We start from the raw sequence: 19,283 nt of genomic DNA, 5'->3' as shown, positions 1-19,283 counted from the left end.
TCTCGGGCAGGTCGGTGGTGTAGGAACTTCCATCCTGCGGGAGAGGCCCACTCGTCTCATCTCAGCCCGGTACCCATGTCAAGAACCTCATGACCCACAACACCTAGGGCGTGTCTGACAATGAATCCAGGGTCGGCTGGCGCCCTCGAAGACACGTCCCGGTTCCAGATGCTCCCCGCCTGCACGGGCCGGCAGGGCCGGCCGTTCGCCGATGACCGCACGAGGGTCGAAGCCATCATCCACCGGGACAGGTGCTTCGATCCCGTGGCGGGACCTGCCCGAGGTCTCCGGGCCCTGGCTGAGTAGTGTGGACCTGGCACGGCCGCATGGCCGAAGAGGGCACCTGGGACACGGTGCTGGCAACACGGACCACCTGCAGCGGATGCCGAAATCCTGATCGATTGGTCGGTCTCGGTCGACTCCACGATCGCCCGCGCCCATCAGCACGCGAGGAACACCACCCGGCTCAGAGGGGCTGGATCGAACGACAAGGAATCCGCGTGAAGAGCCCGCCGATCACGGCCTCGGGCGCTCACGGAGCGGGCTGAGCACGAAGACCCATCAGCTGGTCGACGGTGCTGGGCGAGAAGGCGTACTCATCGCGGGCGATCGGCACCCATCTGCGCGCCGGTGGCATCAAGGCCGTCCTCCCCAACCGGCTGACCAGCAGGGCCACCGCAGACGCCGCGGCTCGGCCGGCGGCCGACCCGTGGGCCTGGACTCGGAGGCTTACACGGGCCGGAACGTGATCGAGCGCCAGGACGCGCACCTGAAGCAATGGCCGGGCCTGGCGAGCAGGTACGACGAGTACGCGATCGTGTACTGGGCTGCCGTGGTCCTGAATGCTGTGCTCGCGTGGTCGACGGCATTGTCGGACACGCCCGAGTGGCGTGTTCGAACTGATCGACGATCCAGGTCAAGTGCTCGAGAAGCTCGGCGAGGCTCAGCACCGGCAGGTATGAGCGTGAGGACCTGGACAGAGAGGATCCCCCGAAATGCACATCGTGAAACAGAGTGAGCGATGTAGTGCTCTTCAGTTGGCACTGGTTGATATTGGTCGACGAGGCTTCAGCCCGGTCTGGTGATGCCCTGCGATGACTCTGAAGCCGGCTCTCGGGCGAATCCTCACATCGGGACGCCGAGACCCTGTGGGAGTCCAAGGATGGGACGTCTCGACGCCTGATCTGTCGGCGCTGCAGAGGAGCATGAGACCTGGGCCTTAAACCAGCTGAAGACCGGTCAAGCAGGTGGGGTCGTCGGGGCGGGTCGAGATGGCCTTTTTCGCGGTGCGGCCTTCAGCTGAGACAGTGAGAGTAGCGTCAATTCCACGCGGCAGCCAGACCCCGACGAATCCGTTGTCGTACGTCGTCAGCGTTTCATCGAGGAGGGTCTCCCCGGACGTCGCCTCGACCACGGTGACGTGGACGTCAGTATTGGCGAGTTCGCCGGTGCAGGTCGTGAGGCTGTGGAAGTAGCATTCGTGAGTCTGGCTGCGATACGGGGCGATAGAGACGTAGAATTCGTCTTCTGGCATCGGCAGGGTGGTCTGATTGTTCTGGTCGTCGGTCAGTACAAGCTGGTCCGGTTCAATCGACGCGATGAATTCAGACGAGCGATCTGTCACCTTCGTTGAGTCGAGGCGCTTGATGATCTCGCGAGCATTCAATCCGTCTAGATTGTGCTCGACCACCAGTGAGTGATCGGATCCTGCATCAGCGGACGGTCCCGCATCAGCACAGCCGCTGAGCAGGAGGACGGCGCTGGTCGCCAGACCGGTCAAGGCCGCGCAGATCCTCAGGCGGCTCCTGGAGGACTGGATCGGAGCAACAATGGCAAGTGGCATGCCCAACTCTTTTCTCAGGTGAACGTGTTCATGTCGTCAGGTTAGACAGAAGGCATCCCGAGTTCGCCGGTGCCAAGGGCGCGACGACGTGCAAAGCACGCCTGCCCGGAGACATCAAGAGCCTTGTCCTGATCTGGGGCCCACCGGTCCGAGGCACCCTGTGTTGACGAAATCGGATGGTGTCAGGAGCGCACGAGGCGATTGATGGCGTCGGTGGCCTCCTGGATCTTGGCGATGGCCGCGTCTTCATCGCCTTTCTTGGCGGCGTCGAGCACGCAGTGCTTGAGGTGGTCATCGAGCAGACCGGTCGCCACTCCCTGCAGGGCGCGGGTGAGGGCCGAGACCTGGGTGAGGATGTCGATGCAGTACTTTTCGTCGTCGATCATCTTCGTGATGCCGCGGGCTTGGCCTTCGATGCGCTTCATGCGGTTGCGGTAACGGTCCTTGTCACTGATGTAGCCGTGCCGATGGGCTCCGGTGTCGGCACCGGTCTCATCGGCTGCAGTTTCAGTGGTCACGAGTGCGTCCTTCACTTCTGGTGCTCCAGGACGGAGCGGGTGCTGGCATCTGGGGCGAGGTCGATGCGACGCAGCAGCTGGGCGTTGAGCGCGACGACGACGGTGGAGATCGACATCAGGATCGCGCCTACTGACATCGGCATGACGAAGCCGACGGGTGCGAGCACGCCAGCCGCGAGCGGCACAGAGAGCAAGTTGTACCCTGCGGCCCACCACAGGTTTTGCCTCATTTTACGGTATGCGGCACGGGAGAGCTGGATGACCGAGAGGACGCTACGCGGGTCGGAGCTGGCGAGGATGACACCTGCAGAGGCGATGGCGACGTCGGTGCCGGCCCCGATGGCGATGCCGACGTCGGCCTGGGCCAGGGCAGGGGCGTCGTTGACGCCGTCGCCGACCATGGCGACCTTCTTGCCCTCCTTCTGCAGCTGGTCGACCTTGGCGGATTTGTCCTCGGGGCGGACGCCGGCGAAGACCCGGTCGATGCCGAGCTCTCTTCCCACCTCGTTCGCCACGGCTTCCGCGTCGCCGGTGATCATGACGACCTCGACGCCGCGCTGATGGAGCGCATCGACGGCGTCGCGGGACTCTGGGCGAACCTCGTCGGCGAGCTTGAGACCGCCGATGACCTTGCCGTCGCGGAGGACGTGCAGGATGATCGCACCCTCTGCCCGCCATTCGTCGGCGACACCGATCTCGTCCTGGCCGGTCTCCTCGAGCAGACGGGGTCCGCCGACGCGGATCTCATGGTCGGCCACCGTCGCGGTGACGCCGACCGCCGGGGAGGAGGTGAACCCGCTGGCCGGTTCGACGGCGAGGCCCTTCTCCTTGGCGGCGGTGACGATGGACCGGGCGAGGGGGTGCTCACTGTCGGCCTCGGCGGAGGCGGCCAGGGCGAGGAGCTGTTCGGCATTCAGGCCGCCGGTCGGCTCCACGCCGGTGACGGTGGGCTCGCCCTTGGTCAGGGTGCCGGTCTTGTCGAAGAGCACCGCGTCGACCTGGCGCATGGACTCCAGGGCGAGGCGGTCCTTGATCAGGACGCCGCCGCGGGCGGCGCGCTCGGTGGCGATGGACACGACCAGAGGGATCGCCAGACCCAGCGCATGGGGGCAGGCGATGACGAGGACAGTGATGGTGCGAACGACCGCGTCGTCGGGGAGCCCGAAGAGCGTCCAGACGACGGCGGTGATCAGCGCAGCTCCGAGGGCGAACCAGAACAGCAGGGCCGCAGCCCGGTCGGCGATGCGCTGGGCACGGGAGGATGAGCCCTGCGCCTCGGCGACGAGCCTGTTGATGCCCGCCAGAGCCGTGTCGTCGCCGGTGGCGGTGATCTCTACGCGCAGGCCGGAGTCGGTGGCCACGGTGCCGGCGGTGACGTTCTCGCCCTCGCCGCGGGCGACGGGGTGTGATTCGCCGGTGATCATGGACTCGTCCATGTCGGCGCGGCCGTCGAGGATGGTGCCGTCGGCGGGGACGCTGCCGCCAGGCCGGACGATGACGACGTCGCCGACGCGCAGCTCTGCCGGGTCGACCTTGACGACGTCGTCTCCCTCTATACGCTCAGCCTCGTCAGGGAGCAGCGCGGCGAGGGAGTCCAACGCCGAGGTGGTCTGGGCCAGTGAGCGCATCTCGATCCAGTGGCCCAGCAGCATGATGACGATCAGCAGCGCCAACTCCCACCAGAACTCGAGCTCGGGGTGGACGAGACCGACAGTGGCGGCCCAGGAGGCGAGGAACGCTACGGTGATGCCGAGCGCGATGAGCAGCATCATCCCCGGCTGGCGGCTTTTCAGCTCGCTGACAGCACCGGTGAGGAACGGGGTGCCGCCCCAGGCGTACATGACGGAGCCGAGGACTGCGGCGACCCAGCCCGCCCAGCTGGGGACCGAGTAGCCCAGGAGCATGGCGAACATGGGGGAGAACGCGACCACCGGGATGGCGATGATCAGGTTGATCCAGAACAGCCGCCGGAACTGGCCGACGTGGTCGCCGTGGCCCGCGTGACCACCGCCGTGATGACCGTGCCCGGCGTGGTCACCGTGTTCCATGGTGTGGTCTTCGTTCTCGGCGCGCGAGTCGTCACGGTGGCCGGACTCGGTGGTCGCGACGCCGGCGTGGTCATGGTGATGCGTGGTCGGGTCCGTCATGCTCTTCGCTTCCCCTCGTCATTCCCCGATCTTTCCTTCGATCGGGTCGTATTTCGCCGCGGACCTTCAGCGCGCCCGCGGCGATCGGCTCAGGAGGCCGGCTTGAGCTCGCTCTCGACGACCCACTTGTGGTTGGTCATCGTCATGCCGTCGGACTCGTAATCGACCATGTAGACGGTCTCCTCGGTGGAGGAGGCGATGGTCGCCTTCGCGCCCTTCATGCCTTCCATGTGTTCGGCCTCGAGAGTGACCTCGGTGCCGTCGGCCAGACGTTCATCTCCGGCGTCCTTGATCTCCTGCTGGACGACCCACTTGTGATCCTTGACCGGCTCCCCGCCTGCGGACGGCGTGAAGTCCACCGCATAGGTGTACGTGTCGTACGCGCCGGCGATCGTCGCGTTCGCACCGTCCATGCCCTCCATGTGGTCGGCGGTGAGCGTGACCTCGGTGCCGACCGGGTATGTGGGCGACGCAGCCGTCTCGATGCCCTCGGGGGCGGGGCCGCCGTCCATCGGATGCTCCATCCCGCCGCTGTCAGAGCTGCTGCCGTGGCCCTCGTGCTGGCTGGTCGTCGAGGGGGTCCCTTGGTCCTGGCCGCCGCCGGTGCTGCAGCCGGTGAACACGAGCGCTCCTCCGAGCACTCCTGCGGCGACGGTGGTCATGAGGTGCTTGCGCATGAAGTCTCCTGTTCGTTCTGGTCCAGTCAACGCTATACCCCTCCCGGGTATCAAGTCGATGTCGATCGGCGGGCGTGGAATCGCCCGGCCAAGATCCAATCGACCCGGGGTGGCAGCGCTGAGGCTGCGATGGAGAACATCGGCTCGGCGGCTCTGGTCGCAGATGGAATCGAGGCCCGAACGGACGGGCTCACCTCGCTCGCCGTCGTGACGGGATCAGCTGCGTCGTCTCGTGAACATCACCGTGGTGAGAAGACGATCCCAGTACCGCCGATCACCCAAGAGAAATTGGTCTTGTCCGGTTGCATCGTCGGGCGTCCCATCGAGACAGGGATCCTGAGAGCCGACGGAAGCTGTGCGACTATCGCCAGGCAGAGCGAAGCATGTCTCAGTACGTGCTCCGTCAGATCGCCGCGAAGGCCTGATCCACGGGGCCCGCCCGCGCGGGCCGCCGCCCGCGTCCCGCCCGGGTGCGGAGCCGCGGAGTAGGCTGGTCGCACCATGGAACATCTGCCCCCCACGAGCCCCGGCGCCCCGCTGCTGCCGCAGATCGCCCGCCCGGCGGACCTGTCGGCCCTCACGGAGGACCAGTTGACCGCGCTGGCGGCGGAGATCCGCGCCTACCTGATCGCCCACGTCTCCAAGACGGGCGGCCACCTCGGACCGAACCTGGGCGTCGTCGAGCTGACGCTGGCCGTGCACCGCGTCTTCGAGTCGCCGAAGGACGCGGTCATCTTCGACACGGGTCACCAGTCGTACGTGCACAAGCTGCTCACCGGACGCCAGGACTTCACGACGCTCCGCCAGGAGGGGGGTCTGTCCGGCTACGGCGACCGCACCGAGTCCGAGCACGACGTGGTGGAGTCCTCGCACGCCTCCAGCTCGCTCTCCTGGGCGGACGGCATCGCGCGGGCCTGGGCGCAGACCGGGCAGGGGGACCGCACCGTGGTGGCCGTGATCGGCGACGGTGCTCTCACGGGGGGCATGGCCTGGGAGGCCGTCAACAACATCGCCGCCGGCCGGGACCGTCGCGTGGTGATCGTCGTCAACGACAACGGCCGCTCGTACGCGCCCACCGTGGGCGGTGTCGCCGAGCACCTGGGCGGACTGCGCCGCGGGGTGCTGGACAAGGTGCGCACCCACCACCGCTATGAGCAGACCCTCGACTACCTCAAGCGCCGCCTCCAGGAGGCCGGGCTCGCGGGGGAGCTGGTGTACCGGCCGCTGCACGCGGCGAAGAAGGGCCTCAAGGACCTCTGGGCGCCGCAGGGCCTGTTCGAGGACCTGGGCATGAAGTACATCGGCCCGGTGGACGGTCACGACCTCACCGCCATGGAGGAGGCCCTGGAGGACGCGCGGGCGTACGGCGGGCCCGTGATCGTCCACGCGATGACCGAGAAGGGGCACGGCTATCCGCCGGCGGTCGCGCACGAGGCGGACCAGTTCCACGCGATCGGCGTGATCGACCCCTCCACGGGCGAGCCCATCACCTCGTCGACGGCCCAGTCCTGGACCTCCGTGTTCGGCGAGGAGATGGTCGCGATCGCGAATGAGCGGCCGGACGTCGTGGCCATCACCGCCGCCATGCAGAACCCCGTGGGCCTGGCCCCGATGGCGCTGGCCCATCCGGACCGGGTGTTCGACGTCGGCATCGCCGAGCAGCACGCGGTCACCTCGGCCGCCGGCATGGCCTTCGGCGGTCTGCACCCCGTGGTGGCCGTCTACGCGACCTTCCTCAACCGCGCCTACGACCAGGTGCTCATGGACGTGGGCCTGCACCGTGCGGGCGTGACGTTCGTGCTGGACCGCGCGGGCGTCACCGGGCCGGACGGCCCGAGCCACCACGGCATGTGGGATCTGGCCCTGCTGCAGTCGGTGCCGGGGCTGCGGATCGCCGCGCCCCGCGACGCGGACACGCTCCGGGAGGAGCTGCGCGAGGCCGTCGCCGTCGAGGACGCGCCCACCGTGGTGCGGTTCGCGAAGGGCTCGGTCGGCGAGCCGGTGCGCGCCCTGGAGCGGCTGTCGGACGGCACGGACGTGCTCGCCCGGCGGGGCGAGGCCGGCGGGCGCGACGGCGCCGAGCGGGACGTGCTGATCGTGGCGGTGGGCGCGATGGCCGAGCTCGGCCTCGACGTCGCCGAACGGCTCGAGCGGCACGGCATCAGCGCCACGGTGATCGACCCGCGGTGGGTCCTGCCCGTGGCCCGGTCCGTGATCGACACGGCCGCCCGCCACCGGATCGTCGTGTGCCTCGAGGACGGGGTGCGGGCCGGCGGCGTCGGCTCGCGGATCCGGCAGGAGATGCGCGCGGCCGGCGTGGACACCGCCCTGAACGAGGTCGGCCTGCCGGTCGAGTTCCTCGCCCACGGCAGCCGCGAGCAGGTGCTGGCCCGCGTGGGCCTCACGGCGCAGCGCATCACCCAGGACACCGTCGCCCAGGTCCTCGGCGCCAAGGTCCCGTACGCCCGGCCCGTCCCCGAGGACGCGGCCGCCCCCCACCACCAGGAGCAGGCATGAGCATCGTCCGGCTGTACCGTGAGAGCGTCGGCGACGACGGCGCCCGGCTCTTCGAGTACCGCGAGGCATGGGCCGACGCGGAGGCCGGGGAGTTCGTGGTCCACCACGGTCGGGTCGGCCAGCCCGGCACCGTCGGGGAGCAGCCCCTGGCCGACCAGGCCGAGGGTGATCAGCTGCTGGCCGCGTTCGTGGCGCAGGGCGCGGAGGAGGGCTTCGCCGAGGCGGACCCCGCGACCTTCGCCGTGCTGCCGGTGGCCTACCGGCTCCGCGGCCGGGAGGCCACGGCGATCGAGCGGCGCACCGTCGAGCGGCTGCGCGTCGAGGTGACCCACCAGCTGGCCTGGCGCGGTCTCGGCGAGGTCGAGGACGTCGTCGAGGAGGTCGGTGCCCTCGTGCTGCGCGTCCGGACCCCCCACGCCCGCAAGGCCGCCGCCGAGATCCCGGCGGCCGCCAAGCGCGCCGACGGCGTGCAGCCGAACAAGGTGGACGTCCGCACCGCAGAGCAGGAGGGCTGACCCGTGCGCCACACCCGTCTCGGCCGCTCCGGGCTGACCGTCTCCGTCGTCGGCCTGGGCTGCAACAACCTCGGCCGCCCCGGCACCGCCACGCTGGAGCAGGCCGGCACCGACGCCGTCGTCCACGCCGCGCTCGACGCCGGCATCACCTTCTTCGACGTCGCCGACGTCTACGGCGCCGAGCCCGGCCTGTCCGAGGAGCGGCTCGGCCGCGCCCTGGGCGCCCGCCGCGACGAGGTGGTGATCGGCACCAAGTTCGGCATGGACATGGGCGGTGTCGCCGGCGACGACGGCGGCGCGCGGGGCTCCCGCCGGTACATCGTGCGCGCCGTCGAGGACTCCCTGCGCCGCCTCGGCACCGACTGGATCGACCTCTACCAGTTCCACACCCCGGACCCGGCCACGCCCATCGAGGAGACCCTCCGCGCGCTCGACGACCTCGTGCGCGCCGGCAAGGTCCGCTACGTGGGCCACTCGAACCGGGCCGGGTGGCAGATCGCCCAGGCCGAGTACGTGGCCCGCGAGCTGGGCGTGGAGCGCTTCGTGTCCGCGCAGAACCACTACAACCTGCTGGACCGCCGGGCCGAGCTCGAGGTGGTCCCGGCGGCGGCCGAGTTCGGGCTCGGCGTCCTGCCGTACTTCCCGCTGGCCAACGGGCTGCTCACGGGCAAGTACTCGCAGGGCGACGCCCCCGAGGGCTCGCGCCTGTCCCACGTGCGCCAGCACATGGTGGCCGACGCCGACCTGGAGCAACTGGCCGCCTTCGGCCGGTTCGCCCGGGAGCGGGGGATCACCGAGGTCCAGGCCGCGATCGGGTGGCTGGCGGCGCAGGGACCGGTGTCCTCCGTGATCGCCGGCGCCACCCGTCCCGCGCAGGTCGTGGAGAACGCGGCGGCGGCCGACTGGCTCGCCACCGCGGAGGACCTGGCCGAGCTGGACGCCCTGTTCCCGGGCCCGGAGAAGGTCGCGCTCTTCTGATGGCCGGCGCGCTGACCGGCGCGGCCGCCGCGACCCCGCTCGTGCCGACGCCGGGGGAGGCCGCCCTGGGCTGGACCGTGTCCGTCGTGGCCGGTGCGCTGTGGGTGGCCGGCTTCGTCTCGCTGGGCCGCAGCCCCCTGGACGCCCGGGCGCGCCTGCCGTGGGTCGGCCTCATGCTGCTGCTGCCGGTGCTGGGGGCGCTCATCTGGTTCTGGTGGCGGCACCGCTACTACCCGGCGCGGCGGCGCGAGCAGCCGGCGTGGGACCCCAACGACCGCTCCGCCGTCGTGGTGCCCCCGCGCCGGCGCTACGGCGCGCCGGAGGAATGAGCCGGGCTCAGAGCTTGACGACGATGCGGTCGTCGACGACGGCCGCGTCGTAGTCCATGAGGGCCTTGCGGGCCGGGCCGCCGAACGGCTTCCCCGAGGTGACGTCGAAGTGCGAGCCGTGGCAGGGGCAGGCGTAGGCCGGGCCCTCCTGCCGGTCCACGACCTGGAGCAGGCAGCCCTGATGCGTGCACACGTTGGTGAAGGCGGTCACCGTGGTCTCGTCCACGCGATGCATCATCAGCGTCCGACCCTGCACCTGCACCTCCCGGGAGGCGCCCACGGGCAGCTCGGCGGCGGGCAGCGCGTCGACGGCGTCGGAGCCGGTGTAGTGGTCCTGCGCGGTGTCCTTCTCACGCAGCCGGTCCGTGCAGCCGGCCAGCGCGAGTGTGCCGGCACCCGCGGCGGCGACGGCGGCGCCGCGGCCCAGGACGGTGCGGCGGGAGGTGTCCGGGCGGGCGTGGTCGTCGCAGCAGCCGGACCGGGAGGAGTTCGGGGTGAGGGGGGAGTCCTGCGTGGTCATCGACCCATTATCGCCCGTGGCGAGGGCGGATGCGACCGGGCCCGACGGGTGCGAGGATCGGGGGGACGGACCCCCGAGCCCCAGGAGCACCGCCGTGACCCACCCCGCCCCGCGCCCCACCGGCGCCGCCCGTTTCGACCTCACTCCCTTCGAGCGGTGGGAGGCCGTGACCCTCGACGACGTGCACGTCGGCTTCCTGCACCGGGTGCTGGAGGACGGCGTGCTGACCACCCGCATGGGCTTCGCCCCCACGCCCGCCCAGCGCGCCGCCCGCGGTGGACTGCCCGAGCGCTACCTCGCCCAGACGCAGGTCGGCTTCACGCCCGACGGGGACGGCTGGGCATGGACGACCCACGAGGACTCCGCCGGAGCCCAGCGGGTGCGCATCGACCGTGAGCGGGCCGGCATCGACGCCGCGGTGCTGCCCTCGTACGCGGAGTACCTCCTCCTCGCGCGGGTGGCCGCCGAGGGCCCGCTCGCCGTGGACCGGCTCGAGGAGGCCTCGCCCCTGCAGGGCGGGCTGCGCGTGCCCCGCGCCGAGCTGCGCCCGGCGGACGCGGGCGGGTCGGACGTGCGGGTGGCCGTCGTCGCGGACGGCGTGGAGCTGGGGGCGCACCTCGTGCGCGAGGGAGCCGTGGTCGCCTCCGACTGGGGCGGGGGCACCGCCTCGACCCCCGTGGCCGACCAGGCCGCGGCGACCGCCGGGCTCGACGCGCACGTGGTGACGTTCGCCGGGCTGCCGATCGCCTGAGCCGTGGGCCGGGCCGTCGCGGACGGCCCGGCCGGGGCCGGTCAGGCCTGCGCGGCCGGGTGGAAGCGCCGCCCGTTCACCCGCTCGGCGGCCCCGCAGTCGTCCAGGTACGGCGTGATGCCGCCCAGGTGCAGGGGCCAGTTGGCGCCGAGGATCATGCACAGGTCCACGTCCTCGGGGGCCGCGACGACGCGCTCGTCCAGGAGCAGGCCGATCTCCTCGGCCAGCGCGTCCTCGACCCGGCGCAGCAGCTCCTCGGAGGTCTGCGGGGTCGAGCCCTGCTCCAGCAGGGCCGCGGTCGCCTCCGGGATCTGCTCGCCGGTCGCGCCGGCGGCCTCCTCGTCGCGCCGGTCGGGGCGGACGTCCTTGGCCCAGATCGCGGTCTTGCCGGCGTCGATCAGGCGCTGCAGGTTCGCCGAGACCGGGAAGCGCTCCGCGCCGAAGGACGCGGAGAGGGACTCGGACACGTGCTGGGCCACGGGGATGCCGACCATGGCCAGGAGGGTGAACGGCGTCATCGGCAGGGCCAGCGGGTCCAGCGCGTGGTCGGCCTCGTGCGCGTCGGTGCCCTCGTCGAAGGAGTTCTGCACCTCGCCCATCATGCGCAGCAGGACGCGGTTGACCACGAACGCGGTGGCGTCGTGGACGAGCACGCCGGTCTTGCGGAGCCGGCGGGTCAGTTCGAACGCGGTGGCCACGACCTCGTCCGTCGTCGCCTCGGTCCGCACGATCTCCACGAGCGGCATGACCGCCACCGGGTTGAAGAAGTGGAAGCCCACGAGGCGCTCGGGATGCTCGAGGACCTCGGCCATGGCGGCCACGGACAGGCTCGAGGTGTTGGTCATCAGGATGGCGTCCTCACGCACGATGCCCTCGAGCTCGCGGAAGACGGTGCGCTTGACCTCGAGCTCCTCGAAGACGGCCTCGATGACGATGTCGGCGTCCGCGTACACCGCCTTGTCCGTGTCCGCGGTGATCAACCCGGCCAGGGCCTCGCCGTCCTCGGCGGAGAGCCGTCCACGGGAGACCATCTTCTCGACCTGCGCGCGCACGCCCGCCAGGCCGCGCTCGACACGCTCGGCGTCGATGTCCGTCATCACGACGGGCACCCGCAGGTGCCGGGCGAAGACGAGGGCGAGCTGGCCGGCCATCAGGCCCGCACCGACGATGCCGACCTTGCGGACCTCGCGGGCGAGCTCGCGGCCCGGGTCGCCGGCGGGGCGCTTGGCGCGGCCCTGGACGAGGCCGAGGAACGCGTACACGGTGCGCCGGAACTCGGGGGAGTGCAGCAGCGTCCCGAGGGCGTCCGCCTCGGCCTGGGCGGACTCGGCGCGGGTGCGCGTGCGGGCGCCGGTGAACAGGTCCTCCAGGTGACGGCGCGCCGGCAGGTGGCGTCCGGGGCGAGCGGCCTGCAGCCGCTCCAGCGCCGCCAGGGCGCGGTCCCAGGCGGCGTCGGACACGTCGCGGTCGCGGTGGGCGGCCAGTTCGGCCGCCACGGACTCGTCCCCGGCGACCAGGGCGGCGGCGAGCTCGAGGCCCGCGTCGAGGAGGTCCCCCTCCACGATCCGGTCCATCAGGCCGAGCCCGTGCGCCGCGCGGGCGTCGAGCATGCGGTTGTCGTCGAGGGGGTTCTTCAGCACGACGTCGACGGCGGCCTCCGGGCCGATCAGATGGGGCACGCGCCACACGCCGGACCAGCCGGGGATCAGGCCGAGCCGGACCTCGGGCAGGCCGAAGCCCTTCGCATCGGCGGCCACCACGCGGTGTCCGGCGGCCAGGGCCAGCTCGAGGCCGCCGCCGAGGGCGAGGCCGTTCACGAGCGCGACCGTGGGGATCTCGAGGGCCGCGAGCCGGTCGTAGACGGCGTGGCCGAGCAGGGCCAGGTCGCGGCCGACGTCGTCGGTGAGGCCCGCGATCAGGGACAGGTCCGCCCCGGCCGCGAAGGTCCCCTCCACACCGGTCACGGCCAGGGCCTGGATCTCGCCCGCGGCGGCCCGGGCGGCCTGCTCGTCGAGCACCCGGCCGAGGCCGAGGAGCGTGGCCGGGCCCAGGGTCGCGGGCCGGCGGGGTCCCTGCCCGTTGTCCAGCGTGAGCAGCGCGAGCGTGCCCGCACCCTCGGGCAGGGCGTGGTCGGTCACGGTGACGGTGGTGACGACCTCATCCGGGGCCAGGGCGGGCAGGTGGTCGAAGGAAGCAAGAGAAACGGATGTCATGCGGGTCACACTACCGGCGAGTAGCCTCCGCGTCGACGCGACGCGACGGACCGATCCGGCCGGCCGCGTCGGGGGCTCAGGCGCCGGCGGGATCGGGGTCGAGGAGCGCGACCGTGACGATCGCGCCGACGTTCTCCACCTGCCACGGGCGCGCGCCCCGCTCCGTCAGGAACGCGTCGACGGTCTCGGGGGTGATCGGGGCGGGCGGGGTCCAGCAGATCCGCCGAAGGGTGTCCGGGGTGAGGAGGTTCTCGGTGGGCATCCCCAGCTGCTCGGCCCGTCGGGCGACGCGGGCCTTGGCCGTGCGCAGGCGGCGGTCCGCCACCGGGTCCCGGTCCTTCCAGGCCCGGGGTGGGGGCGGGCCGTCCCCGGTGCGGATCTGCGCCGCGGGGGCCTCGCCCCGCTCGGCGTCCTCGACGCCGGCCCGGATCGCGGCGATCCAGCGCGGGGCCTCGCGGCTCGCGGCGCGGCCGTGGAAGCCGGAGGTCTGGCGCAGGGCGGGGACGGTGCGCGGCTGGGCGGCCGCGGCGGCGACGATCGACCGGTCCGGGATGAGCCGGCCGGGGGCGACGTCGCGGTGGCGGGCGAGGTCCTCGCGGGCCTCCCACAGGCGCTTGAGGACCGCGCGCTGCACGGGGCGGCGCAGCGTCTGGGAGCCCGAGGTGCCGCGCCAGGGGTCCTTCTTCGGCGCGGGCGGCGGGGCCGTGCGCACGTGCTCGAACTCCTGCTCGGCCCACGCGAGCTTGCCGTCGGCCTCGAGGCGCGCGACCAGGGCCTCGCGCAGCGGGACGAGCAGCTCGACGTCGAGCGCCGCGTAGGTGAGCATCGCCTCGGGCAGCGGACGCACCGACCAGTCGGCGGCCGAATGCTCCTTGGCGAGGGTGACCCCCAGCAGCTCCTCCAGGACCGCGGCCAGGCCGACGCGCGGCAGGCCGGACACCCGGGCCGCGAGCTCGGTGTCGAACAGCCGATCGGGGCGCAGCCCCTGCTCGGCCAGGCAGGGCAGGTCCTGGCTGGCCGCGTGCAGGATCCACTCGACGCCCGCGAGGGCCTCCTGCAGCGGGGCCAGCCCGTCGAGGGCTTCGGGATCGACGAGCCAGATGCCGGCGCCCTCGCGCTTGAGCTGGACGAGCATAGCCCGCTGGCCGTACCGGATCCCGGAGGCGCGCTCCGCGTCGATGGCGACGGGCCCGGTCCCCGCGGCGAGCGCCGCGGCGCAGGCCTCCAGGCCCGCGCGGGTGTCGGTGAGCCGGGGGACTCCACCGGCCGGTGTGGCGATCAGCCGCGGGGGCGCGTCCGGGGCGGCCGTCTCGGGGGCGTCGGTCATGCTGCTCCTGTTCGGGGAGGTCGGGGCGGGGACGGGCCGGGGCCCGGTGTGTCGGAGGCGCGGGCGCGCGGTCAGGGGCCGGCCGTGTGGACGTCCGCGGCGTGCTCGGGCGGCAGACCGGCGAACGCGCAGATCATGTCCGACCACGCCTCGAGATGCGAGCCGAGGTCCCGCGGGGCCGGGGTCCACGAGGCGCGCAGCTCGATGTCGGTGGTGTCCGGGGCCGCACTGAGCGTCCCGAAGCCCTCCGCGATGCTGCGCGTCGCGGTGCCGCCGGCGTGGGAGTGCTCGGCGTGGCGGCGCTCGAGCGCCTCCACGAGCCACGTCCACGCGACGGCGCCGGCCAGCTGGTCCAGTGCGACGTCCGGTTCCAGGCTCGCACGGATCCATGTCACCGCCCGGAAGCCTCCCGGCCACCGGGCGTCCGGGGCCGGGTCGTGCAGGAGGACGAACCGCCCCGTGGCCAGCACGCCGCCGGTCGCGCCCGGCCCGTCGCACACGTCGGCGGCGAGGGCGACGGCGAAGGGCGCCTGCCCCTCGGGTGCCGGGATCTCCCGCAGCCGCACCTCGGTCCGTGGCCGCGCATCGCGCAGGTCCGCCAGGGCACGCCGGAACACCCCCGGCGGCACGGGCGCCTCGACCGCCCCGGGGGCGGCGGAGAGGCGACGGGGCCCGATCACGCTCATGCCCGTCAGCCTAGGCTGCGGGGCCCAGCGGGCCGCGGGGGCGCGCCGTGGACGCCACGGCGCTCCCGCACCGGATCAGCGCGCCCCGTCCGGGGCCGCCGCGTCGTCGGCGGGGGCCAGGCGCAGCGAGATCGAGTTGATGCAGTAGCGCAGGTCCGTGGGGGTGTCATAGCCCTCGCCCGCGAAGACGTGACCCATGTGGGAGCCGCACGCCGCGCACCGCACCTCGATCCGCTCCATGCCCAGGGTGGTGTCCTTCAGGTACTCCACCCGGTCCTCCGCGAGCGGTGCGAAGAACGAGGGCCAGCCGCAGTGCGCGTCGAACTTCTCGTCCGAGCGGAACAGCTCGGATCCGCACGCCCGGCACGCGTACACGCCCTTCACGTGCGAGTCCCAGTACTCGCCCGTGAAGGGCCGTTCCGTGCCGGCCCGGCGCAGCACCTGGAACTCCTCGGGCGTGAGCCGTCGGGCCCACTCCTCGTCCGTCAGGCGGGCGCCGCCCGGGGCGGCCAGGGTCTGCTCGGGAGCGGGGACGTCCCGCGCGGGGTCGGGGGTGGGGCCGTCATGGGGGGTGTGGGGAGTCTCGGTCATGCCCGGTGCAACGGTCCGGAGCGCCGTCGTGTTCCCGACCGGCGTCGCATTGGCGGGCGCGCCCGCCCGTGGAGGACAATGGCGCGCATGGCCGCACGACCCCGCCGTCCCCGTCCCCACCCCGCCGACCTGCCGCCCGCCCTGGCCGCCGCCGTCACCGTGGCAGCCCGGCGGGCCGGGGGTCGCGACTCCCGCGTCCGCCGAGCGGGCCGCCTGGTCCGCCGCGGAGTCACCGGATCGGTGCGCGGCGGCGTGGCCGTGGCCTCCCCGGTGGCCCGCTGGGCCCCGCCCGTGCTCAGCGTCGCCGCGGCCTCCGCCTTCGTGCTGGCCGGGGCGAGCTCGGCGCTCGCAGGCGTGTTCGCCCGCACCGTGGTGACCCCCGTGCGCCGCCACGCCGAGTCCACGCCGATCCTCGCCGTCGTCGACACGCCCGCCGGGCAGGACGTGATCCTGCAGGCCGACGAGTACACCACCGTGCCCGGCCAGTACTCCCTCACGTTCGACGACGGCGCCGGATGCGCCCGCATCGGGGAGATCACCTCCTTCGACCCCCGGGACGGCACGGTGCAGCGCGCGGTCGAGGAGGTCTTCTCCGGCGATCTGACGACGGCGACCCGGGGCCGGTTCACCGGCTTCGTCTACCCGACCCCCGCCGACGCCGGGCTCGACGCCGAGGACGTGCAGGTGCCGGTGCCCGGCGGCCACGCCCGCGCATGGCGCATCGAGCCGGACCCCAGCGAGGACGGCGAACCCCGTCCCGCGGAGGGGCTGTGGGCGGTGATGGTCCACGGCCGCGGCGCGCGCCGCAACGAGGGCATCCGCGCCGTGCCGACCGCCCGCCGCCTGGGCATGACGTCGCTGCTGATCTCCTACCGCAACGACGGCGACGCCCCGGACGCCGCCGACGCCCGCTACGGGCTCGGCACCACCGAATGGGAGGACGTCGAGGCGGCCATCCGCTACGCCCTCGACCACGGCGCCCGGGACGTCGTCCTCTTCGGCTGGTCCATGGGCGGGGCCGTGGTGCTGCAGACCGTGGACCGCTCCCCGCTGGCCCCGCACGTGCGCGGCGTGGTCCTGACGGGCCCCGTCATCGACTGGGTGGACGTGCTGCGCCACCAGGCCCGGCTCAACCGGATCCCCGAAGCCGTGGGCCTGCTCGGCCAGTGGCTGCTGGCCAACCGGGCCGGCCGGTTCATCACGGGCCTGGCCGCCCCCGTGGACCTCAAGGCCCTGGACTGGGTGACCCGCGCCGACCACGTGCGTGTGCCCACGCTGATCCTGCACTCCGAGGACGACGAGTACGTGCCCGTCGGCCCCTCGCAGGACCTGGCCGAGCGCAACCCGGACCTCGTGCGGTTCGTCCGCTTCCACCAGGCCCGCCACACCCGCGAGCAGAACGTGGACCCGCGCAAGTGGGACACCACCGTGCGCGGCTGGCTGCGCGCCGTGCTCAGCGCCCCCCGCCCCGGCGGCCGGGGGCGCTGACCGCGCTCAGGCCGCGGCGTCCGCCAGCCCCCGACGGCGCAGCAGCGGCTCGAGCTCGGCGTCCCGGCCACGGAACGCGCGGTAGGACTCCAGCAGGTCACGCGTATCGCCCCGCGAGAGCAGCTCGTCCGCGAACCGGCGGCCGTTCTCCCGCGTCATCCCGCCGTGCTCGCGGAACCACTCCACGGCGTCCGCGTCCAGCACCTCGGCCCACACGTAGGAGTAGTACCCGGCCGCGTAGCCGCCGCCGAAGATGTGCTTGAAGTAGCCGGTGCCGTAGCGCGGAGGCACCAGGTCCGGGTCGATGCCCGCCTCGGTCAGCACCCGGCGCTCGAACGCGGCCGGGTCGGCCGTGGCGGCGTCCACCGTCTCCTCCGTCAGCGAGTGCCAGGCCCAGTCCACGAGCGCCGCGCCCAAATACTCGACCGTGCGGTGCCCCTCGCCCCACAGGTCCGCCGCCTCGAGCCGCTCCAGCGTCCCCGCCGGCAGCGGCTCGCCCGACTCCACGTGCCGCGCGTACGCGGCCAGCAGGGACGGCTCGCGCAGCCACACCTCGTTGACCTGCGACGGGAACTCGACGACGTCGCGCGGCACGTTCGTCCCGGTGAGCGAGGCGTACTCGCCCCGGGCCAGCAGCCCGTGCAGGGCGTGGCCGAACTCGTGGAACAGCGTCGTGGCCTCATCCAGCGTCAGCAGGGCCGGACGCCCCGCCGCCGGGGCCGGCACATTCATCGTGGTGAACACCACCGGGCGCTCGCCCAGGGCGTCCGCCATGTCCCGCACCGTGTGCATCCAGGCACCGCCCGACTTGGTCGGCCGCGCGAACAGGTCCGCGACGAACAGACCCACCCCGGCACCGTCCTCACCCGTCACCTCGAACACCCGGATCCCGGGGCGGTACAGGTGCCGCGCCAGCTCCGGGCGCTCGGCGAACGTGAGCCCGTACAGCGCCGTCGCCGCCGCGAACACGCCCTCGGTCAGCACCCGGTCCAGCTCGAAGTACGGGCGCAGGGCGTCCGCGTCCACCGCGAACTCCTCCCGCGCGTACGCCGCGGACAGCGCCGGCCAGTCCCATGGGGCCACCTCGGCGTCCGTCCGGCCCGCGTGCGCCGCCGCCGTCGCCGCGTCCGCCCGCGCGTTGGCCATCGCCCGCGGCGCCATCGCGGCCAGCAGCTCCTCCACGGCCGCCGTCGACGGCGCCGCCCGGTCCTTCAGCGCCTGCTCGGCCCAGCTCTGCGCCCCCAGCAGCCGCGCCTTGCGCAGCCGCAGCCGCACCATCGCCATCGCCGTCGTCAGCGTCTCGTGCTCCCCGGCCCCGCCCCGGCCCGTCGACGCCTCGAACACCTCGCGCCGCATCCCCTCGTCCTGCAGGGACGCCAGCCACGGCTGCGACGTGAACAGGGACAGCGTCAGCAGCCACGGGCCCGCCGCCGCGTCCCCGTCCCCGTGCCCCGCCTCGGCGGCCGCCCCCGCCGCCGCGGCCAGGTCGTCCTCGCTCAGACCGGCCAGGCGCTCGCGGTCCGTGACGAGCACGGCGCGGGCCGCGGTGTCCGCGACGAGGCGGCGCGTGTAGGCGGCCGAGAGGGACGCCAGCTCCGTGTTGATCCCGCGCAGCTCCTCGCGCGCGGCGTCGTCCAGGTCCGCCCCCGCCAGGGAGAGGCGCAGGCGCAGCGCCTCCAGCAGGCGGGCGTCCTCGCCCGTGAGGCCGCCGTCGTCGATCGCCGCGACGCGCGCCACCAGCCGCGGGTCCAGCAGGATCGCGTCCTCGTGGGCCGCGAGCTCGGGGGAGAGCTCCTCGGCCAGGGCCTGCCGCGCGTCCGTGCCGTCCGAGCCGACGAGCGTGAAGAACATGGCGGCGGAGCGGCGCAGCAGCTGGCCGGACAGCTCGAGCGCGCGGACGGTGTTCTCGAAGGTCGGCGCCGTGGCCGCCCCGAGGATCTGGTCGACCTCGGCGCGCTGGGCCGCCATCCCCGCGCGCACGGCCTCGGCCAGCTGCGCGTCGGAGACGGCGGAGAAGTCGGGCAGCCCGTAGGGCAGGTCGGAGGGGGTCGCCAGCGGGTGGTCGGCGGGCAGGACGGAGGGCGCGGAGGTGTGGGTCATGGGCGCGAGTGTAGTCAGCCGTGATCCGCGCCACCCCACCGGGCGTCGCTAGACTGGGCGGTCGAGCCAGCAGACGAGATCCA

Annotated in this window: 16 protein-coding genes and 1 pseudogene; 7 read left to right on the top strand and 10 right to left on the bottom strand. The window is 72.9% G+C overall.

The features are described 5' to 3' along the window. Window positions 1-120 precede the first annotated feature (120 nt). Window positions 121-883 (top strand): annotated as a pseudogene (locus ACFI33_RS00745) (transposase); the annotation flags it as partial. A 336-nt stretch (window positions 884-1,219) separates the two neighbouring features. Here the strand turns inward: ACFI33_RS00745 and ACFI33_RS00740 are convergent. The 4 genes from ACFI33_RS00740 to ACFI33_RS00725 all read right to left on the bottom strand — a co-directional run bounded on the left by ACFI33_RS00740 (window position 1,220) and on the right by ACFI33_RS00725 (window position 5,185). Then, window positions 1,220-1,843, bottom strand: coding sequence for a CueP family metal-binding protein (locus ACFI33_RS00740; protein WP_044659994.1), 624 nt, complete (start codon window positions 1,841-1,843; stop codon window positions 1,220-1,222). A gap of 182 nt (window positions 1,844-2,025) precedes the next feature. Then, on the bottom strand, window positions 2,026-2,361 hold the full coding sequence (locus ACFI33_RS00735; protein ID WP_270618289.1) for a metal-sensitive transcriptional regulator: 336 nt from the start codon (window positions 2,359-2,361) through the stop codon (window positions 2,026-2,028). 11 nt (window positions 2,362-2,372) lie between these two features. Then, window positions 2,373-4,508 carry a heavy metal translocating P-type ATPase gene (locus ACFI33_RS00730; RefSeq protein ID WP_462623642.1) on the bottom strand — a complete coding sequence of 712 codons (2,136 nt, stop codon included), beginning with the start codon at window positions 4,506-4,508 and terminating at the stop codon, window positions 2,373-2,375. Window positions 4,509-4,597: 89 nt separating this feature from the next. Continuing rightward, on the bottom strand, window positions 4,598-5,185 hold the full coding sequence (locus tag ACFI33_RS00725; RefSeq protein WP_036382830.1) for a YdhK family protein: 588 nt from the start codon (window positions 5,183-5,185) through the stop codon (window positions 4,598-4,600). Between the two features lie 501 nt (window positions 5,186-5,686). On the opposite strand from ACFI33_RS00725, the gene dxs reads away from it, so the two are divergent. The 4 genes from dxs to ACFI33_RS00705 are packed head-to-tail and all read left to right on the top strand — an operon-like array spanning window position 5,687 to window position 9,524. Further along, window positions 5,687-7,702 carry a 1-deoxy-D-xylulose-5-phosphate synthase gene (gene dxs / locus ACFI33_RS00720; protein ID WP_049147652.1) on the top strand — a complete coding sequence of 672 codons (2,016 nt, stop codon included), beginning with the start codon at window positions 5,687-5,689 and terminating at the stop codon, window positions 7,700-7,702. Further along, complete coding sequence (locus ACFI33_RS00715) at window positions 7,699-8,217, top strand: hypothetical protein (protein WP_036382832.1); 519 nt, start codon at window positions 7,699-7,701, stop codon at window positions 8,215-8,217. The genes dxs and ACFI33_RS00715 overlap by 4 nt, the downstream gene beginning before the upstream one ends. Before the next feature lie 3 nt (window positions 8,218-8,220). Further along, the gene (locus ACFI33_RS00710; RefSeq protein WP_049147649.1) at window positions 8,221-9,195 is read left to right on the top strand and encodes an aldo/keto reductase; all 975 of its coding nucleotides are present in this window, start codon (window positions 8,221-8,223) and stop codon (window positions 9,193-9,195) included. Further along, the gene (locus tag ACFI33_RS00705; protein ID WP_020627854.1) at window positions 9,195-9,524 is read left to right on the top strand and encodes a PLD nuclease N-terminal domain-containing protein; all 330 of its coding nucleotides are present in this window, start codon (window positions 9,195-9,197) and stop codon (window positions 9,522-9,524) included. The genes ACFI33_RS00710 and ACFI33_RS00705 overlap by 1 nt, the downstream gene beginning before the upstream one ends. A gap of 7 nt (window positions 9,525-9,531) precedes the next feature. Here the strand turns inward: ACFI33_RS00705 and ACFI33_RS00700 are convergent, their stop codons facing one another. Continuing rightward, complete coding sequence (locus ACFI33_RS00700) at window positions 9,532-10,044, bottom strand: Rieske (2Fe-2S) protein (protein ID WP_020627853.1); 513 nt, start codon at window positions 10,042-10,044, stop codon at window positions 9,532-9,534. Between the two features lie 94 nt (window positions 10,045-10,138). Between ACFI33_RS00700 and ACFI33_RS00695 the strand changes: the two genes are divergently transcribed. Further along, window positions 10,139-10,795, top strand: coding sequence for a hypothetical protein (locus ACFI33_RS00695; protein ID WP_036382836.1), 657 nt, complete (start codon window positions 10,139-10,141; stop codon window positions 10,793-10,795). Between the two features lie 41 nt (window positions 10,796-10,836). Here the strand turns inward: ACFI33_RS00695 and ACFI33_RS00690 are convergent, their stop codons facing one another. The 4 genes from ACFI33_RS00690 to msrB all read right to left on the bottom strand — a co-directional run bounded on the left by ACFI33_RS00690 (window position 10,837) and on the right by msrB (window position 15,612). Continuing rightward, window positions 10,837-13,008 carry a 3-hydroxyacyl-CoA dehydrogenase NAD-binding domain-containing protein gene (locus ACFI33_RS00690; protein ID WP_049147647.1) on the bottom strand — a complete coding sequence of 724 codons (2,172 nt, stop codon included), beginning with the start codon at window positions 13,006-13,008 and terminating at the stop codon, window positions 10,837-10,839. Window positions 13,009-13,084: 76 nt separating this feature from the next. Continuing rightward, the gene (locus ACFI33_RS00685; protein ID WP_049147646.1) at window positions 13,085-14,335 is read right to left on the bottom strand and encodes an HRDC domain-containing protein; all 1,251 of its coding nucleotides are present in this window, start codon (window positions 14,333-14,335) and stop codon (window positions 13,085-13,087) included. A gap of 71 nt (window positions 14,336-14,406) precedes the next feature. After that, complete coding sequence (locus ACFI33_RS00680) at window positions 14,407-15,021, bottom strand: DUF3000 domain-containing protein (protein WP_020627849.1); 615 nt, start codon at window positions 15,019-15,021, stop codon at window positions 14,407-14,409. A gap of 75 nt (window positions 15,022-15,096) precedes the next feature. Then, window positions 15,097-15,612, bottom strand: coding sequence for a peptide-methionine (R)-S-oxide reductase MsrB (gene msrB, locus ACFI33_RS00675; protein WP_020627848.1), 516 nt, complete (start codon window positions 15,610-15,612; stop codon window positions 15,097-15,099). An 87-nt stretch (window positions 15,613-15,699) separates the two neighbouring features. Between msrB and ACFI33_RS00670 the strand changes: the two genes are divergently transcribed. After that, complete coding sequence (locus ACFI33_RS00670; protein ID WP_020627847.1) at window positions 15,700-17,100, top strand: alpha/beta hydrolase family protein; 1,401 nt, start codon at window positions 15,700-15,702, stop codon at window positions 17,098-17,100. Between the two features lie 6 nt (window positions 17,101-17,106). Here the strand turns inward: ACFI33_RS00670 and ACFI33_RS00665 are convergent, their stop codons facing one another. After that, complete coding sequence (locus ACFI33_RS00665) at window positions 17,107-19,200, bottom strand: M3 family metallopeptidase (RefSeq protein WP_098092623.1); 2,094 nt, start codon at window positions 19,198-19,200, stop codon at window positions 17,107-17,109. Window positions 19,201-19,283: the final 83 nt, after the last annotated feature.

Source organism: Micrococcus sp. PSi08 (assembly GCF_054960655.1).
This window is presented reverse-complemented; position numbering and strand designations above follow the sequence as displayed.

What these genes read in the sequence shown, in the direction of transcription:
- ACFI33_RS00740 (WP_044659994.1), bottom strand. Translation starts at nt 1,843, where the DNA reads ATGCCACTTGCCATTGTTGCTCCGATCCAGTCCTCCAGGAGCCGCCTG.
- ACFI33_RS00730 (WP_462623642.1), bottom strand. Translation starts at nt 4,508, where the DNA reads ATGACGGACCCGACCACGCATCACCATGACCACGCCGGCGTCGCGACC.
- ACFI33_RS00725 (WP_036382830.1), bottom strand. Translation starts at nt 5,185, where the DNA reads ATGCGCAAGCACCTCATGACCACCGTCGCCGCAGGAGTGCTCGGAGGA.
- dxs (WP_049147652.1), top strand. Translation starts at nt 5,687, where the DNA reads ATGGAACATCTGCCCCCCACGAGCCCCGGCGCCCCGCTGCTGCCGCAG.
- ACFI33_RS00715 (WP_036382832.1), top strand. Translation starts at nt 7,699, where the DNA reads ATGAGCATCGTCCGGCTGTACCGTGAGAGCGTCGGCGACGACGGCGCC.
- ACFI33_RS00705 (WP_020627854.1), top strand. Translation starts at nt 9,195, where the DNA reads ATGGCCGGCGCGCTGACCGGCGCGGCCGCCGCGACCCCGCTCGTGCCG.
- ACFI33_RS00700 (WP_020627853.1), bottom strand. Translation starts at nt 10,044, where the DNA reads ATGACCACGCAGGACTCCCCCCTCACCCCGAACTCCTCCCGGTCCGGC.
- ACFI33_RS00690 (WP_049147647.1), bottom strand. Translation starts at nt 13,008, where the DNA reads ATGACATCCGTTTCTCTTGCTTCCTTCGACCACCTGCCCGCCCTGGCC.
- ACFI33_RS00685 (WP_049147646.1), bottom strand. Translation starts at nt 14,335, where the DNA reads ATGACCGACGCCCCCGAGACGGCCGCCCCGGACGCGCCCCCGCGGCTG.
- ACFI33_RS00680 (WP_020627849.1), bottom strand. Translation starts at nt 15,021, where the DNA reads ATGAGCGTGATCGGGCCCCGTCGCCTCTCCGCCGCCCCCGGGGCGGTC.
- msrB (WP_020627848.1), bottom strand. Translation starts at nt 15,612, where the DNA reads ATGACCGAGACTCCCCACACCCCCCATGACGGCCCCACCCCCGACCCC.
- ACFI33_RS00670 (WP_020627847.1), top strand. Translation starts at nt 15,700, where the DNA reads ATGGCCGCACGACCCCGCCGTCCCCGTCCCCACCCCGCCGACCTGCCG.
- ACFI33_RS00665 (WP_098092623.1), bottom strand. Translation starts at nt 19,200, where the DNA reads ATGACCCACACCTCCGCGCCCTCCGTCCTGCCCGCCGACCACCCGCTG.